The 14,276-nt window shown below is 33.4% G+C and carries 16 protein-coding genes; 7 read left to right on the top strand and 9 right to left on the bottom strand.

Annotated elements, in window-relative coordinates; translation table 11 throughout:
- The first annotated feature begins 1 nt into the window (after position 1).
- The gene (locus ACP6L2_RS02215; protein ID WP_440507683.1) at positions 2-1,174 is read left to right on the top strand and encodes a PepSY-associated TM helix domain-containing protein; all 1,173 of its coding nucleotides are present in this window, start codon (positions 2-4) and stop codon (positions 1,172-1,174) included.
- A gap of 255 nt (positions 1,175-1,429) precedes the next feature.
- On the opposite strand, the gene ACP6L2_RS02210 is transcribed toward ACP6L2_RS02215, so the two are convergent.
- Both ACP6L2_RS02210 and ACP6L2_RS02205 read right to left on the bottom strand, forming a co-directional pair.
- Positions 1,430-2,425 carry an MBL fold metallo-hydrolase gene (locus ACP6L2_RS02210; protein WP_440507682.1) on the bottom strand — a complete coding sequence of 332 codons (996 nt, stop codon included), beginning with the start codon at positions 2,423-2,425 and terminating at the stop codon, positions 1,430-1,432.
- Positions 2,426-2,535: 110 nt separating this feature from the next.
- Positions 2,536-3,429, bottom strand: coding sequence for a helix-turn-helix domain-containing protein (locus ACP6L2_RS02205; protein WP_440507681.1), 894 nt, complete (start codon positions 3,427-3,429; stop codon positions 2,536-2,538).
- A 133-nt stretch (positions 3,430-3,562) separates the two neighbouring features.
- Between ACP6L2_RS02205 and ACP6L2_RS02200 the strand changes: the two genes are divergently transcribed.
- The 3 genes from ACP6L2_RS02200 (at position 3,563) to ACP6L2_RS02190 (ending at position 7,101) form a co-directional block, all read left to right on the top strand.
- Positions 3,563-3,727, top strand: a complete 165-nt coding sequence (locus tag ACP6L2_RS02200) for a hypothetical protein (protein ID WP_440507680.1) — start codon at positions 3,563-3,565, stop codon at positions 3,725-3,727.
- An 810-nt stretch (positions 3,728-4,537) separates the two neighbouring features.
- Positions 4,538-6,466 (top strand): sensor histidine kinase, encoded by a 1,929-nt coding sequence (locus ACP6L2_RS02195; RefSeq protein ID WP_440507679.1) that lies wholly within the window; start codon positions 4,538-4,540, stop codon positions 6,464-6,466.
- The gene (locus ACP6L2_RS02190; RefSeq protein WP_440507678.1) at positions 6,463-7,101 is read left to right on the top strand and encodes a response regulator; all 639 of its coding nucleotides are present in this window, start codon (positions 6,463-6,465) and stop codon (positions 7,099-7,101) included. The genes ACP6L2_RS02195 and ACP6L2_RS02190 overlap by 4 nt, the downstream gene beginning before the upstream one ends.
- 13 nt (positions 7,102-7,114) lie before the next feature.
- Here the strand turns inward: ACP6L2_RS02190 and ACP6L2_RS02185 are convergent, their stop codons facing one another.
- The 3 genes from ACP6L2_RS02185 to ACP6L2_RS02175 all read right to left on the bottom strand — a co-directional run bounded on the left by ACP6L2_RS02185 (position 7,115) and on the right by ACP6L2_RS02175 (position 8,960).
- Positions 7,115-7,726 carry a DUF1062 domain-containing protein gene (locus tag ACP6L2_RS02185; RefSeq protein ID WP_440507677.1) on the bottom strand — a complete coding sequence of 204 codons (612 nt, stop codon included), beginning with the start codon at positions 7,724-7,726 and terminating at the stop codon, positions 7,115-7,117.
- Positions 7,727-8,056: 330 nt separating this feature from the next.
- The gene (locus tag ACP6L2_RS02180; RefSeq protein WP_440507676.1) at positions 8,057-8,500 is read right to left on the bottom strand and encodes a VOC family protein; all 444 of its coding nucleotides are present in this window, start codon (positions 8,498-8,500) and stop codon (positions 8,057-8,059) included.
- Between the two features lie 52 nt (positions 8,501-8,552).
- Positions 8,553-8,960, bottom strand: coding sequence for a VOC family protein (locus ACP6L2_RS02175; protein WP_440507675.1), 408 nt, complete (start codon positions 8,958-8,960; stop codon positions 8,553-8,555).
- 172 nt (positions 8,961-9,132) lie between these two features.
- On the opposite strand from ACP6L2_RS02175, the gene ACP6L2_RS02170 reads away from it, so the two are divergent.
- The 3 genes from ACP6L2_RS02170 to arsC are packed head-to-tail and all read left to right on the top strand — an operon-like array spanning position 9,133 to position 10,532.
- Positions 9,133-9,516, top strand: coding sequence for a hypothetical protein (locus tag ACP6L2_RS02170; protein WP_440507674.1), 384 nt, complete (start codon positions 9,133-9,135; stop codon positions 9,514-9,516).
- An 11-nt stretch (positions 9,517-9,527) separates the two neighbouring features.
- Positions 9,528-10,172, top strand: coding sequence for a sigma-70 family RNA polymerase sigma factor (locus tag ACP6L2_RS02165; protein ID WP_440507673.1), 645 nt, complete (start codon positions 9,528-9,530; stop codon positions 10,170-10,172).
- A gap of 18 nt (positions 10,173-10,190) precedes the next feature.
- On the top strand, positions 10,191-10,532 hold the full coding sequence (gene arsC / locus ACP6L2_RS02160) for an arsenate reductase (glutaredoxin) (protein WP_440507672.1): 342 nt from the start codon (positions 10,191-10,193) through the stop codon (positions 10,530-10,532).
- Positions 10,533-10,580: 48 nt separating this feature from the next.
- On the opposite strand, the gene ACP6L2_RS02155 is transcribed toward arsC, so the two are convergent.
- From ACP6L2_RS02155 to ACP6L2_RS02140, 4 genes are all read right to left on the bottom strand, one after another.
- A complete protein-coding gene (locus ACP6L2_RS02155; RefSeq protein ID WP_440507671.1) occupies positions 10,581-10,973 on the bottom strand; it encodes a hypothetical protein in 393 nt (130 codons plus the stop codon).
- Between the two features lie 10 nt (positions 10,974-10,983).
- Positions 10,984-11,604, bottom strand: a complete 621-nt coding sequence (locus ACP6L2_RS02150) for a M17 family peptidase N-terminal domain-containing protein (RefSeq protein WP_440507670.1) — start codon at positions 11,602-11,604, stop codon at positions 10,984-10,986.
- Positions 11,605-12,197: 593 nt separating this feature from the next.
- Positions 12,198-12,572 carry a hypothetical protein gene (locus ACP6L2_RS02145; protein ID WP_440507669.1) on the bottom strand — a complete coding sequence of 125 codons (375 nt, stop codon included), beginning with the start codon at positions 12,570-12,572 and terminating at the stop codon, positions 12,198-12,200.
- Between the two features lie 226 nt (positions 12,573-12,798).
- Positions 12,799-13,638, bottom strand: a complete 840-nt coding sequence (locus ACP6L2_RS02140; protein WP_440507668.1) for a hypothetical protein — start codon at positions 13,636-13,638, stop codon at positions 12,799-12,801.
- Between the last annotated feature and the right edge of the window lie 638 nt (positions 13,639-14,276).

Raw genomic sequence — 14,276 nt, 5'->3', positions numbered from 1 at the left:
CATGGGTAATAAACATAAGTCTAAAAAGGGGAAATCCTTCGTGCTAAAATTGGTCAGTTGGTTGCACCTTTGGCCAAGTTTAGTATCAGGAATTATCTTGATATTTGTCTGCCTCAGCGGGACAATCATTGTTTATTCGGACGAAATCGTCGAATGGACAGCAGGCGATGCAAAATACATTGAACCTGGAAATGAAAAGTTACCCTTAGAGACGCTAATGAATATTCAAAAAAAGGAATTTCCTGGACTTCTCCCTTCTTATGTTTTATATTATAAGGATCCTAATCGAGCCCTTGTAATTAACACCTTTGATCCTAAGAAAATTGCCCTTTCTATGGTCTATATTGACCCTTACACTGGCAAAATATTGAAACACGATAAAACTATCCATTTCTTCTTTATCATGGCGCATCTTCATGCGCATTTTAAAATTGGAACAGTCGGTGGATGGATCATCGCCATCGCAACGGTCATCTTTGTAATTAGTACTATCACAGGAATTATACTCTGGTGGCCAAAACGATGGACAAAAAACAAGGTAAAGGCCAGCTTTACCGTACGCTGGAAAGCAAGATTTAAGCGCCTGAACTATGACTTCCATAATGTATATGGTTTCTACTCCCTAATTATTTGCTTCATCCTTGGATTATCAGGTCTAATACTTTTCTTCCAGCCATTGATGAACCTAAGTATGAAAGCCTTTGGCGGCACAACAATTGACTGGCACAAACAGCTCCCTAAAGCAAAACCAGATAAAGAATTTATCGATGCCTTCCCTCTTATGGATCAATTATTTGCGGAGCAACCCACAAAAAAAGTTATCAAATATTGGGTTTATGATTACCAAAAGTCGGGTGTTTTTGCTTTTAATCTTGCTGACAGGGCTGGCTTAAAGAGCGACGAAAACAACCATACCTTTTATTTCGACAAATACACAGGAAATCCATTCCACATTCAAAAGGATCAGCATATTCATAATAAGGTAGAAAATTGGATATGGCAGCTACATATGGGACAATGGTGGGGACAGTTCGGCAAACTAAGCACCTTCCTCGCCGGAATAATCTCAACTACATTACCCATTACGGGCTTCCTTATTTGGTGGGGACGACGAAAGAAAAAAAAGAAGAAAACGAGAACCCAAAGTCCAGTTTTTCAAACTGAAGGAACTTAATGGTTCGACTAATTAGGGGCACCAGAGAAAGCGTACGAGAATGGAGAGTTTGAGGCAATTCCAGCGGACCCTTGTTCTTGGATACCACTAAAAAATCACAGGGTAAGGCTTTTGCATCCTATGTATTCGAGAGACAGCTTCTAATGCTAGTGAAAAGATCTTGAAGATGGTTTGAAGCTGAGAAAATCGACTCTAGCATCTAAAAGAAAGAAAAAACCTTCTGATTTAAATTATACAACCCCTCTACTCCAAATATTAAGTAGTAAAGAAAACTTCAGGTATCCAGCGAAATCCTTCTTTATCCCTCGAGGTAAATCCTATTCCAGGCCATGCCAAATGATAAGCCAATGCTTTAGTTCTATTAGTACCTAATTGTTGTAATATCTTTTTACGACTTTCCACTGCCAGATCTAAATCTGTATCTCCTGAAAAACCCCATTCCGGATGAGAGAACAGTATTAAATCATGATGAATTAAATCAGCTACATATAACAATTCTTGCCCCTTTGACTTGATATTCACCAAAGTCATTCCCGGTGTATGACCTGGAGCCTTTTGAAAGGAAAATATATCATAGAGGATTTTATCAAACTCATAAAATACCAGCTTACTATTAATCGCTTTAAATATCTTCTGAACAGTGGGTATAAACTGATTTAGAAAATCAGGCTGATTCTTTAATGCAGAATTCTGAAAATCTTTCATTGAAGCCTGCATCCAAAAATCCTTCTCTACTTTAGAAATATGAAACTTGGCATTAGGGTAAATCAGATTAAAATTCTTACCAATTATTCCACCAATATGGTCTGGATGGGCATGTGACAAAAAAATATCTGTTATATCGCTTGGTTGAAAGCCCGCAGCAGATAAGCTTTCCAATAGTTTACCTGTATTATCATCTGCGAAAATTCCCATTCCACAATCTATCAAAATCAAAAGTTCTTTGTATTTGATTAAAGGCACATTCATCGCCATATCAATAAACTGATCTGAACGAAAATTTTGATTCAGTAATTTTTTCAATTCTATAATATCCGCTCTTGGTGAAAAACCATCGACATTAGGCTCACGAATAAACCCATCAGTTAAAACATATACTTCGGCATCTCCAACTAGTAATCTTTTGAATCCAGGTTGAGGTTGATTTTTCTTGAATTTAGAATCCTTTACATAGGCATTAGCTTTCTCAATTGGTAATAGTCCTGTAACCCCTAATAAGGCTCCGGTTTTTAGCAATGATCTTCGATTCATATCTAATAAAATTTGTTAATCCAAAGCTATTTGGAATTAGAACCAAGAAATTTAATTATTCAAATTAATAATTATAATATTCAAACAACCTTTATAGTCATAGATTAAACTTAGGAATAGATCAATCTAGATTCTTTCGGAGTCTTATTCGTGTGTTTTTTATAGAAAATATTAAAATAAGAAGGGTATTCAAATCCAAGCAAATAAGCAATTTCTGATATGGTTAGATCCGTATTTCTAAGCATATCATTAGCTTCTACAACGATCCTGTTAGCAATATGATTGGTTGTATTTTCCCCAGTTATTTCTTTTACAGCTCTGTTAAGATGGTTGGTATGGATAGAAAGTTGAACTGCAAAATCTTTCGCAGATTTTAAAGAAAGTGGGTTATGCATGGAGTCTACAGGAAATTGTCGTTCAAGTAATTCCAAAAACATACTTGTTATTCTTTCAGAAGCATTATAATGCTGTTCCAAATGAAAAGCTGGCTTCATTTTAAGCACTTGGTGAATAATCAGGTGAAGATAATTTCGAAGCAAATCTTGTTTATGAATATAGTTCAACTCATTCTCAAGCATCATTTTTTCGAATAAATCCGCAATTTGGTTTTCTATTTCCTTGTCTGGAAAAAACAGCTTATTTGTTCCAACAGAAAACATGGGCAATGTACTTAACAACTCGTCTTGTTGCCTTGCGAAAGATTCATTAAAAATACAAAACCATCCTAATTGTTCATCACCCGTTGGTATCCACCTATAAGGAACCTTAGGCGTAGAAAACAATACCGCAGGTTTATTAATTTGATAGCTTTTATCAGCATATTCTAAAAGCCCCTCACCTCGTAATAAAGTTACTTTATAATAATTCCTACGGGAATACGGAGCGACTCCTTTACATGAGGAACGAGTAAAAACATTGATATGTGGTATATCAACAGAAACATCAAAATCATATGGATGGCAAATCCTTTTGTAAAAACCTTTCAAATCTTCTTTTTCGCGCATAGGCTGAAATTACATAATTCAAACAAATATCTTTATATCTCAACCATAGAGGTTACTAATTTTAATTTCAAATTACTTATTTCTGGAATTGTAATTTTGAATTATCTCAGCAATCCACCATAAATATCCTCGAATGAAAATTGCAATAATCGGTACACATAATGTTGGCAAAACAACCTTAGCAGAGGAACTAATTGATTCACTTCCCGACTACAACTTAGAAATAGAACCTTACTTTCAAATGGAATCATTAGGTTTTGAGTTTTCCGCTCCACCTACTCCATTGGATTTTGAATAACAATTCCATTTTTCTGCACAGCAAATTCTCCAAAGCACAGATAAGGTATTGTTTGACAGGTGTGTTCTAGATATATTAGCTTACCTTCATATCCTTGATCCAAATAGAGATATTCAATATCTCTATGAAAAGACGCAAGCAATAATTACTGAAATAGACTTATTTGTATTTGTATCAGTTGAAGATCCAGATTTAATCCCTTCTCAGCAAGTTGAATTTCCAAAACTTAGAACAGAGGTTAACAATTTACTGCATGAATGGGTTCATTAGTTCAACTTAAATGTAGTTGAGGTTAATGGCTCCATTGAATACCGAAAAAACCAAGTAATTAATAGTATCACCTCTTAAATTCATTCCAACAAAAAAGCCTCGCATTTCTGTGAAGCTAATTAATCGTGCAGCGAGAGCACTTATATATTATGTAATAAAACTTCTTCCTAAAAGACCCATATTTCAATCTCAAAAATCAGAGTCATTATTTCTCATTCAGACAAAACACCTAATTAACTGTCAACCTCCTGAATCCGTATTTTAAAAATAATTTAGGTAAGCGTAGGTTTAAATCTATTCCACAAATCCTTAAAATCCAATTAAACTTCTCATTAATTTAGCTAAGTTTAACTTCAACACAAAATTGGTTATATTTAGCTGATAGATTATTTTGGTATTTGAGCTTCATTTTCAAACAAAAAACCTAAAAAAAACAACCTAACAAACTCACAAACAACAAAAATAATAGATACTGCATCAAATTACAATACCCATTAATTGGTATTAAAAAGAAAAAGGATACTCCATATATTTACCCTTATGAAACTATGGAATATATTTAGAATAATTATTTTCATCATACTCATTAATCAATTAAACAATCTTTTTGTCAATAATCGAATTTTCGACAAAGAACAAGAGGTTCTAACGGTTACTGAATTGGATAAGTATGCTATAAATGATTATTTTCTATGGTTTAAGACTCGTAAAGAAATTTCTCCACAACTGGCTTTTGCAACCTTTTCATCTGGCGAAGGTAAACGTATGACGCCAAATGATGGTCTTCATGCCTCCTTTGAAAACGATTACTATTGGTTAAGTCTCCATTTAGTCAATCCAGATCCCAGCTCAAACACCCTATATTTACAATTAAACAACCCCCATTTAGATCGAGTAAAAGTTTTCCAAAAAACAGATAAAGGAATTATTGAAATTTATAAAACAGGTGCCATATACCCTTTTTCAACACGTCCATATCTTTTTTATGACTTTGTTTTACCATTAACTATCCCTGCAGAAGAGTCAACTGAGTTTTTAATTATGGTTCAAGAACAGGGGAAAATATTCAGTATTACCCCTGAATTAATGAGTGCCAATTATTTTAAAAGTAAGGAACAGAAAATTTACATCATATTCGGCTTATTCCTTGGCATCATGTTTTTCAATATGTTGGTCAATATTTTTTTAGGAATATCCTTAGGTGACAACATTCATTTTCTCTATTGCTTTTACATATTATCGTCGATCGCCTGGCTATTCTCCAGTATTGCTGCAGAATTTCAATTTATTTTTCCGAACCACCCACAATGGTTCAATCTTTCCCAAAGCATAACAGGAGCTGTAACCATGATTCTGATGTCATGGCTTGCCTATGTTTTTCTGAAAATCAAAGAACAAAAGTTTTTCGCCAAAATTTTCTTAAAATCAATCACTTGGTTTTTAACAGCACTGTTACCAATTAAATTAGTTATCGAAGTATTTCTACCAAATCAAACACAAATTATCGAATGGACCTTGCATGCCTATTTAATAGGGATAACGGGCATTGCAATTGGAATTATTTGGAATGTCATTGTCCGAATTAGACAAGGCTTTACCCCAGCATGGTTCTATCTTGTTGCAATGAGTTACCTCATTATGAGCATCATTTATACATGTTTTCAAATATTAAAAAGCGGCAATCTTATTGAATTATTTGCAGCACCAACACATATTCAAATTGGATTACAAGTAGAAGCGTTGATTATTTTCCTAGGAATTATTTACCGGTATAAACAAATGAAAGTTGAACGAACTAAACTTAAAAAGTTATTGGATAGTCAAGAGTTTGAAATGAACAAACAAATCATTTATGCCCAAGAGGAAGAAAGAAGACGGTTAGCACAAGACCTACATGATGATGTTGGAGCTACATTAAGCACATTGATTTTACACATTTCGAATGCTTCTATACAATCAAATCTCAGCAAAGCCTATCTTTTACAATTTAACAAACAAAGTTTATTGATAAGTCAAAAAGCACTTTCTGACCTTAGAAACATCTCCCATGATTTACTCCCATTGGCTTATGAAGCTAATGGATTATTTTCATCCTTGAAAGATAGAATCAACTCTTTACGAAAAAGTACTCCTATTCAATTAGTCCTTAATACGGATGGTGATGAAGGAAAATTAAAAAACTCCAAGGCTATTATTCTCTACCGAATTATTAATGAATTACTCATAAATGCCATCAAGCATGCTGAAGCAAAAGAAATTAACATTGATATTGTTTTAGCAGAAGAAATAACACTAATCGTTGAAGATAACGGAAAAGGATTTGATTTTTCAAAAACCTTAAAAGGCATAGGTATTCGTAATGTAAAATCGCGTGTAGCATTCCTTGGAGGGAAAGTAGAATTTGACAGCAACAAAAATGGAACCTCCGTAATCATTAATGTTCCTTACCATAATCTAAATGAGCTATGAAAACTACAACAATAATAATTGCTGATGACCATGCACTTTTTGCCGAAGGCTTGGAACAAATCATTAACAGTATGGATGAATTTAAAATTATAACCAAGGTCTCTAATGGACGTAATCTGCTACAAGTTTTGACGAACTTCTTGCCCGAAATCGTTCTTTTAGACATTAATATGCCATCCATAGACGGAATGCAAGCAGCTCTATTTATTAGAAAAGAGTATCCAACTATAAAAATTGTCTTTGTTTCCATGTATCAGAGCCCAAAACTAATCAATCTGGCAAAAGATATTGGTGCTTTTGGTTATATCATGAAGGATACGACTGCTCCGGAATTAAAAAGTACACTCTTAGCAATTAAAGATGGGGAAAAATCGTTTTTCTCACCAAATCAAACACAAAACAACAATAAAAGTAATTACGAACAAGATTCCTTTTTAAATAAGTACAAATTAAGTTCAAGAGAATTAGAAATAATTAGATTGATAAAGCAAGGTCTGCCAACTAAACAAATTGCAGATACGTTAAACCTCAGCATTTATACCGTTGAAACACATCGGAAAAACATCAATAGAAAACTTAATGTTCAAAGTCCTACCGAACTATTGGCAATAATTGAAAGTTATTCCATCATTTAACCTTCTTCATCCATCATTCACCATTAAATATTGATCGAAGACCTGCTAAATTTATTTCCAATAACATGAAACCTCTTACCCTATCCTTTTTCTTCCAAATATTACCATCAACTGAAATAACCTTCCCATCCATTATTTTTAAGATTTCTCTCTCTGAAAGCCCTAAACAGTACTTTAATACCGTTGAAATTCTCAATTTAAAATCGAAAGGGCACATTATCTGGAATACTTTTATGCCTGTTCTTTCTTCGAGAAGTTGATCCAATGTTAAAAGATCTGCTATTACCTGATATTCCACACTTGCATAATTCAGCTCAACCCGGTTATTACTCGCAATAGATGGCATAAAGGCATATTCCCAGGCCGTTTCCTTATCATTAGCTGTAAACTTTTCGAACAAACCTTTATCTATTAGCTCCGCTTTCCTACGGGAAGAAATCCGCATGTTATACGTACCATCACAGTTGGAGCATTTATAAATCAACCAAATATCAATGTTCTTTTTTTGGGCATTTAATCTGAATTTATCACTGCAATAAAAACTTGAATTATTACAGCGATGGCACTTTTTATTTAAAAAGGGAGTATTGAGAACTTTTATCTCCCATATACTTATTGAAGTCATTTTGTAAATTCTTGCTTAACATTCTTTTCATGAATTTTCCAATCACTCCATACCTCAACAAATCATTGACAACTACAGTAAATAGACCCAAACAGGCTAATACTGCATCGCAATCACAAAGCGATAAAGCAAGGAATGAAAATTGAATTGAAAACCTATTGGGATAGGAATATCCCAATTAAAGAATTATCAGCCTGTGGTTCTGAAGGCTAATATTAAGCTAAAATAAATTTAAGAATGACTCTCAAAATATAATCTGTGTTTCTAAGAATAAATATAATCATTTATAATAAAAATGCACCTAGCATTTACGGGATTTAAAACAAGCACTTATATTTTTTCGGCAAGCCCTACTAAAAGTCCCTCTGGTCCTCGAATATAGCACAATCGATAAACATCCTCATATTGCACGATCTCCCCTTCCAATGTCGCTCCATTACTTACTAATCGACTTACTAATTCATCCAAATGATCCACTCGAAACATAACCCGTAAATAACCCAATGAATTTACTGGAGCATTTCTATGATCTGAAATTGGCTCTGGCCTAATAAATCTGGATAATTCCAATCGACTATGGCCATCAGGCGTAACCATCATCGCAACCTCTACTTGTTGGTCAAGTAGGCCAGTCACACGACCTGCCCACTCCCCTTCAACAAGACCTTTTCCCTCAAGAGTCAAACCTATTTCACGAAAAAATGAAATGGCATCATCTAAATTCTCAACAACAATTCCAACATTGTTCATCTCAATCAAACTGCTTCGTTCCATAAATTTAGTTTTTAGGGGAAAGTAGAAAAAAATAATAAAACCAACCTAACAATTAGCTTGTAGGCAATTTTGAAAAATCCATAAAGAAGAATTCCCAAGTATTACCATCGGGATCCTCAATTGTTCTTTGTTGCATAAACCCATAATCTCTTAACTCATTTGGCTCAAACCCTCCTGCAGCTAAACCCTTTTCCATGATAGCATTCATAGCATCAACAGAATCAACAGACATCGAGTAAATGCCTCCTATACTAGTCTTCGAATCAGCCAATGGTTTATTGGTAAATGAAGAAAATTTCTCATGATTAAGAATCATCACAAAAATATGATCACTCCAAACCATACATTTACCGGTTTCATCTGAAAACTGCGGGTTGATTGTAAAGCCTAATGCTTCATAAAAAGAAATTGATTTTTCTAGATCCTTGACCGGAAAATTAATGAATACTTGCTTTGACATAGTTCTAATTTTTATGTGATATTACTACGAATTTAAGAACTGAATTGTTTTATACACTTGTCCTATGGCAAGAAAAACAGCATGCTATTCACCTAAAAAAAATTAAGATTCCTTGTAACCAATTGCCCAGTCACTAACCCTATATCTGTAAAAGCAATAAAAAAACAAGAAAATGGAAAATACAATCAAAAACCAGGAAATCAGCAAAGTAGTCAATGTATTAAAATACGTCTTTGTGATAGTTCCCATTGTGGCAGGTGCTGACAAATTCACTAACTTGCTTTGTAATTGGGAGCAATATTTAAACCCAACAATGGGTGACATTTTACCCTTTTCAGGTGCTGTCTTTATGAAAATAGTAGGTGTTATTGAAATTGTCGCAGGACTTATTGTATTGAAAAAACCAATTATTGGCGGTTATATTGTATCGGCATGGTTAGCATTAATAGCCATCAGTCTATTAGCAAGTTTGAATTATTTAGATGTTGCTGTAAGAGATTTAGTGATGTCTATTTCCGCACTTTCAATGGCAAAGCTTAGCAAAATTTTGAAATAAGCAGAAATCAAATGATGGAACCACTCACAGAAACTGAAATAATTAAGAGAGTCTTAGAAGGACAAAAACCGCTTTATGAACTTATTGTAAGGCGGTTTAATGCCCAACTGTACAAAATTGGTCGTGCCTACAACTTTAACCATGAAGATACGCAAGACCTCATGCAGGACACCTATATTGATGCCTATAAAAGCTTAGCCCAATTCGAAACGCGTTCTAGTTTTAAAACTTGGCTAATGCGAATCATGCTTAATCATTGTTACCATAAAAAACAAAAATTCAGCTTCAAAAATGAAACCGCTATGGAGCCTATTCAAGAAAACCTTAACCCCATGTTCTCCGGCTCAACAAATGACGTGCAGCGAACGATTCAAAGTCACGAGTTAGGACTGATAATTGAATATTCCCTTTCAAAAATACCTGAATCCTATAGAATGGTCTTTGCCCTCAGAGAAATCAATGGATTAAATGTTGTTGAAACCGCCAACTTATTGGAAATAACAGAAACCAATGTAAAGGTCCGTCTCAATAGAGCCAAGGCTATGCTGAGAAAGGAAATTGAAAAATCTTATTCTAATGAAGAGTTATTTGAATTTAACCTCCGCTATTGCGATCCATTTACGGAAAAAACAATGCAAATTATTTACGATCTTTAATGCTGAATATTTGTAAAAATGAAAATCTACCATAATCCAAATTGCAGCAAAAGTAACTGTGCCCTTGATTTAATAAAACATCAAGGTATTGAAACGGAAATAATTGATTATGTAAAGAACCCTCCAAGTAAAGCGGAATTGACTCATATTCTAAAATTACTGGATAAAAGTCCTAAAGAAATTATTCGCCAAAACGAGGTAGTTTTTAAAGAGAACTTTGAAAGCAAGGATTTCAATGATGAGGAATGGATAGATATCCTTGTAAAGAACCCTATCTTAATTGAGCGACCAATAGTCATACACAATGGTAAAGCAGTAATTGCTCGGCCAGCAGAAAAAATAATGGAACTAATCAAATAACTTCCAAAACATCATATAACGTAGTCCATTAAAGGCTATAGAATACGTTTATTCCGCATCCATGTTTTTAATGATGACCTCTCCGTTTTCTGAAACGACTACTTGATACCTGCGGTCTTCTTTTGCCGCATTCATTACGATTCCAGAAGCTCCTGCATTATTTAGAAAGAGATAGGCAGAATTGCCCTTTGGATGATTGAATCTTATATGTGTCCCTTTAGCATCTACTTCTAAAATCGTTGATGGCAATTCAGGATTGGGGTTTTCCAATTTAATAGCAGGTAAACCATCTTGATCCAACGTAATTGACATACCAGGCTTACCCTCCGATTGGTTGAATTGAATGGTAGCCATGTCATTTTTTACAGCCAATACTATTTTCGTATTGCCTTTGCTATCTGTAATGTGTAATTCTTCGGTTTTAATAATTTTCTCTGACATATGAAATTCCCTATTTTTCTGAATCTAAAATCTGTTGAAAGTTCTCTTGAAAATTCAATCCCTTCTCTTCAAAATTTTGATAACCCGCATCAAAAACCCATTTTTTAATAGAAGGTGCTTGAACCAAACCCATTTGAAATATTTTATGTTGTTTATCGATAGAGCTGATTAATGCTACAAGCATTTCCTTTGAAAAATCAGTTTTTGGTTTTATTCCTGTATCCAAAATCCCAGGAGCAATAGCCACGCTTTCTACCTGCAAATGGTAGGCAGTATGAACCGCCTTTTCGATGGCTATCGCGCTTTCTTCCGATGTCCAGTCCGACGGAGCCCCCATACCTATGATCAATAAATTCTGTGCAGGAATAGCCTCTTTTACCGAATCAAGCAATAAAAGCTCTGATTTAGAACCCTTGAATAATCCATGCTTTCTTAAGGAAAATAAACGTCCATCTAGCGCATCATTTAAATGATTAAGACCACCAATTGGCTCATCCATACCCATTTCCTCTGTAAACATACAGGCACAGGATAAGTCAACTTCTGCCATTCCAGCATCCCAAGTTACCAACTCAATTTCTACTCCTTTGTAAGTGCCAATATTTATTCGCTTTATTTCTTGTGTTGTCATCTGTTCTCTTCTCTTATTTAACCTTTTATGAATAATTGTATTTTGATACACTTCTCTTTTTATCCTAGTACGTTAGTTGACTTTTAATTATTCCTTAGTTTTTTCCACAGATTTATCAATCAACAAATAAAGTGTTCCTTGAATTATTATAGAAAATAATAACAGTATAAATACAAAAGGCACCCCAAATGGTACTGGAAATATCATAGTTAAAAGATAACCATAACCAGTAATTAAGATGATAAAAAGATTAATTACAGAATATACTAATGTTGATTTTAAAAAAAACAACGGCTTCTTATAAAGATAGTTATCCTTTATAAATTGAAGCAAGATTAACGATAATAGCAGTACGGATGAATAAAAAAAGAATCCATTATAAATTCTACTTAAAAAGGAAATCAAATCTGGATATCTATTATTATAATTGTCTATATAATCATGATAATAGATATTGTCCCAATAATCATAAATATAGATAAGTGGAAATAATATATATGTTACTGCTAAATTAGAAACGATTTTTTTTAATATCACTTTGCAAATTTTTCAGGACAATCTTTATTTATTAACCCAATAAACGCACTTTTGATTTATTCTATTTTCAAAAAAAGTGTATCCTGTCTCCCTTCTACAAATGCATAATTAACCTGTTCTCCAGCACGAGTGCGAACGACTTGAATAGAATCTAAAATAATAGCATCTTTTTTTACCATTAAGAAATTAGATATCACATTTTTAGGTTTTTTTAGTTGAAAATAACCTGATTGATCCGTGAATACTTTATTTTCAGGTCTATCTCTTTCATAAACCATGATATTGGAAATAGCTTGTTTTTGTTGATTAAAAATATACCCTTCGTAATAGTTTACCTCCCTATGAACGGTACAATTCCATAGAATAAAACAAAGTGGTAATGCCAAAAAAAGCATTATTCTCATTTTAAAATTTATCATTACATTCTGCATAGTCAATCTTTTAAACACTGAACTCAACCTATTTATTGCTATCATAAGTCCTAATAGCAGCATCAATGAAAAATTTACAGAATAATTGATTTCTATTTTTCACGTAAATAAGACAAAAATAGTACCATGCTGATTTTTCCAGTTGATGATTCCAATTTTATACTAATCTCAAAGAAACAACATTAATAAGAAGTCTGATTTTTGAATGCTTTTAGAAAAATCAATCTTAAGACTTAGCTGCCGGTTTCGCTTCAGTCTTTGTTTCTACTTTCGGAGGTGGCACTGGTTTTCTATATCTGTTTTCTACAAATATTTGTTCCCCATCCGGATAAGTTATAATGATATCATTAAATCGTCCGCGAGTTCGAATATTTGTGCTTTTACCATTTCCATCTTGCACTGTAAAACTCTGTTGGCTTTGAAGAACCAAGGTCTTTAACAAACGATCACCATAATATAATTTCTTTATCCCGGAGCGGTTATAAATTATCGTCATTTTTCGCCCCTCATTATCGGTAATATTATAATTGCCATTCAATTTTCCTTTGACTGTTATTTGGTATCCATTATGACATTTAATCTCCTGCTTCCCACCTAAACTAAACTTAAAAGTCATGGTATATTCCTGGCCTTTATCGTTATAAAAATAAGCTTTATTAAAACCATTGTTACTTTGTTTAACCCATATTCCTGAATTCGTTTCTAATGAGTAATTTTTAAGCGCATCTGGAGCAACAGATAAAAAATTATTCTCATCATCGTAAATTTCAAATCCTCCAGATCGATTATTTTCCAAAATAAAATAGTCACTATTGCTAAAAGAGGCAAAAGCATTTTGACCAAAAACATTCAACCATTGAACATTACTTCCAATTTCTACTCCAAATATTTCATTATATACGACTTCATAAAGTTGATTCTCTGCAATCATCATCAGTAATTCCTCATTTTCATTTATGGTGGAATCAACTTTGGATTTGTTAATTAAGGGGAAAACAGTAGTTTCTGATTTCGAACTGAACGGCAACAGGAATAAACCTGATAATAGTAGGACTGCGATTTTCATATAGTTATGTGTAATTTATTAAAAGTAAATTCAGATTTTAAGTGTGCATTTATTATTAATCCTATTATGTTTTTAGCAATGAAGATTGAAAAATATAAACAGATTTTTGAATATAGACTTGCAAAACTCTTCGAGGATTAACCTCAAAAGAAATTTTTTACACAAGATATGAAATTTAAAGAAAACGTCTATCACCAACAAACAAATAGAAGGTTAAAAAATATCGCAAAAAAGCTAAAATATTAAATACACAAACACTTAATCTTAACAACTATTTGTTTATAAATAAAGGTATTATGGTTAAATAGAACCTTGATAAGCTCTCATATCACATAGAATGAGATAAAGATTATTTGTTGATTTTTGTTGAAGCTAAATGGAGTTTTCAGTCTAGGTTCTATGACCTATCCTGTATTTTCTTTAATTATCTTTTTGTCTGTTGTCTGCTATCTCAGCGTCTCAACTAGCGGTTTGCTTCGACACTCCTTCGGATCTCCTTCGGAACTTGTTCGGAACTCCTTCGGATCTCGTTCGGTTCCAACCGAACGAGATCCGAACAAGATCCATACTAGATACGAGACAATACCGTTAGAATCCCGAAGCAAACTCAAACTAAATTGCCTGAAAATACGAAGGAT

The sequence above is a fragment of the Sphingobacterium lactis genome (genome assembly GCF_051951495.1).
GTDB classification, from domain to species: Bacteria; Bacteroidota; Bacteroidia; order Sphingobacteriales; family Sphingobacteriaceae; genus Sphingobacterium; species Sphingobacterium lactis_A.
The sequence above is the reverse complement of the archived record's forward strand: the minus strand, read 5'-3'. Positions and strand labels throughout refer to the sequence as shown.

Bases quoted from the DNA above. Each gene is read 5' to 3' on its own strand.
- ACP6L2_RS02215 (WP_440507683.1), top strand. From the start codon at position 2: ATGGGTAATAAACATAAGTCTAAAAAGGGGAAATCCTTCGTGCTAAAA.
- ACP6L2_RS02210 (WP_440507682.1), bottom strand. From the start codon at position 2,425: ATGAATCGAAGATCATTGCTAAAAACCGGAGCCTTATTAGGGGTTACA.
- ACP6L2_RS02205 (WP_440507681.1), bottom strand. From the start codon at position 3,429: ATGCGCGAAAAAGAAGATTTGAAAGGTTTTTACAAAAGGATTTGCCAT.
- ACP6L2_RS02200 (WP_440507680.1), top strand. From the start codon at position 3,563: ATGAAAATTGCAATAATCGGTACACATAATGTTGGCAAAACAACCTTA.
- ACP6L2_RS02195 (WP_440507679.1), top strand. From the start codon at position 4,538: ATGAAACTATGGAATATATTTAGAATAATTATTTTCATCATACTCATT.
- ACP6L2_RS02190 (WP_440507678.1), top strand. From the start codon at position 6,463: ATGAAAACTACAACAATAATAATTGCTGATGACCATGCACTTTTTGCC.
- ACP6L2_RS02185 (WP_440507677.1), bottom strand. From the start codon at position 7,726: ATGACTTCAATAAGTATATGGGAGATAAAAGTTCTCAATACTCCCTTT.
- ACP6L2_RS02180 (WP_440507676.1), bottom strand. From the start codon at position 8,500: ATGGAACGAAGCAGTTTGATTGAGATGAACAATGTTGGAATTGTTGTT.
- ACP6L2_RS02175 (WP_440507675.1), bottom strand. From the start codon at position 8,960: ATGTCAAAGCAAGTATTCATTAATTTTCCGGTCAAGGATCTAGAAAAA.
- ACP6L2_RS02170 (WP_440507674.1), top strand. From the start codon at position 9,133: ATGGAAAATACAATCAAAAACCAGGAAATCAGCAAAGTAGTCAATGTA.
- ACP6L2_RS02165 (WP_440507673.1), top strand. From the start codon at position 9,528: ATGATGGAACCACTCACAGAAACTGAAATAATTAAGAGAGTCTTAGAA.
- arsC (WP_440507672.1), top strand. From the start codon at position 10,191: ATGAAAATCTACCATAATCCAAATTGCAGCAAAAGTAACTGTGCCCTT.
- ACP6L2_RS02155 (WP_440507671.1), bottom strand. From the start codon at position 10,973: ATGTCAGAGAAAATTATTAAAACCGAAGAATTACACATTACAGATAGC.
- ACP6L2_RS02150 (WP_440507670.1), bottom strand. From the start codon at position 11,604: ATGACAACACAAGAAATAAAGCGAATAAATATTGGCACTTACAAAGGA.
- ACP6L2_RS02145 (WP_440507669.1), bottom strand. From the start codon at position 12,572: ATGCAGAATGTAATGATAAATTTTAAAATGAGAATAATGCTTTTTTTG.
- ACP6L2_RS02140 (WP_440507668.1), bottom strand. From the start codon at position 13,638: ATGAAAATCGCAGTCCTACTATTATCAGGTTTATTCCTGTTGCCGTTC.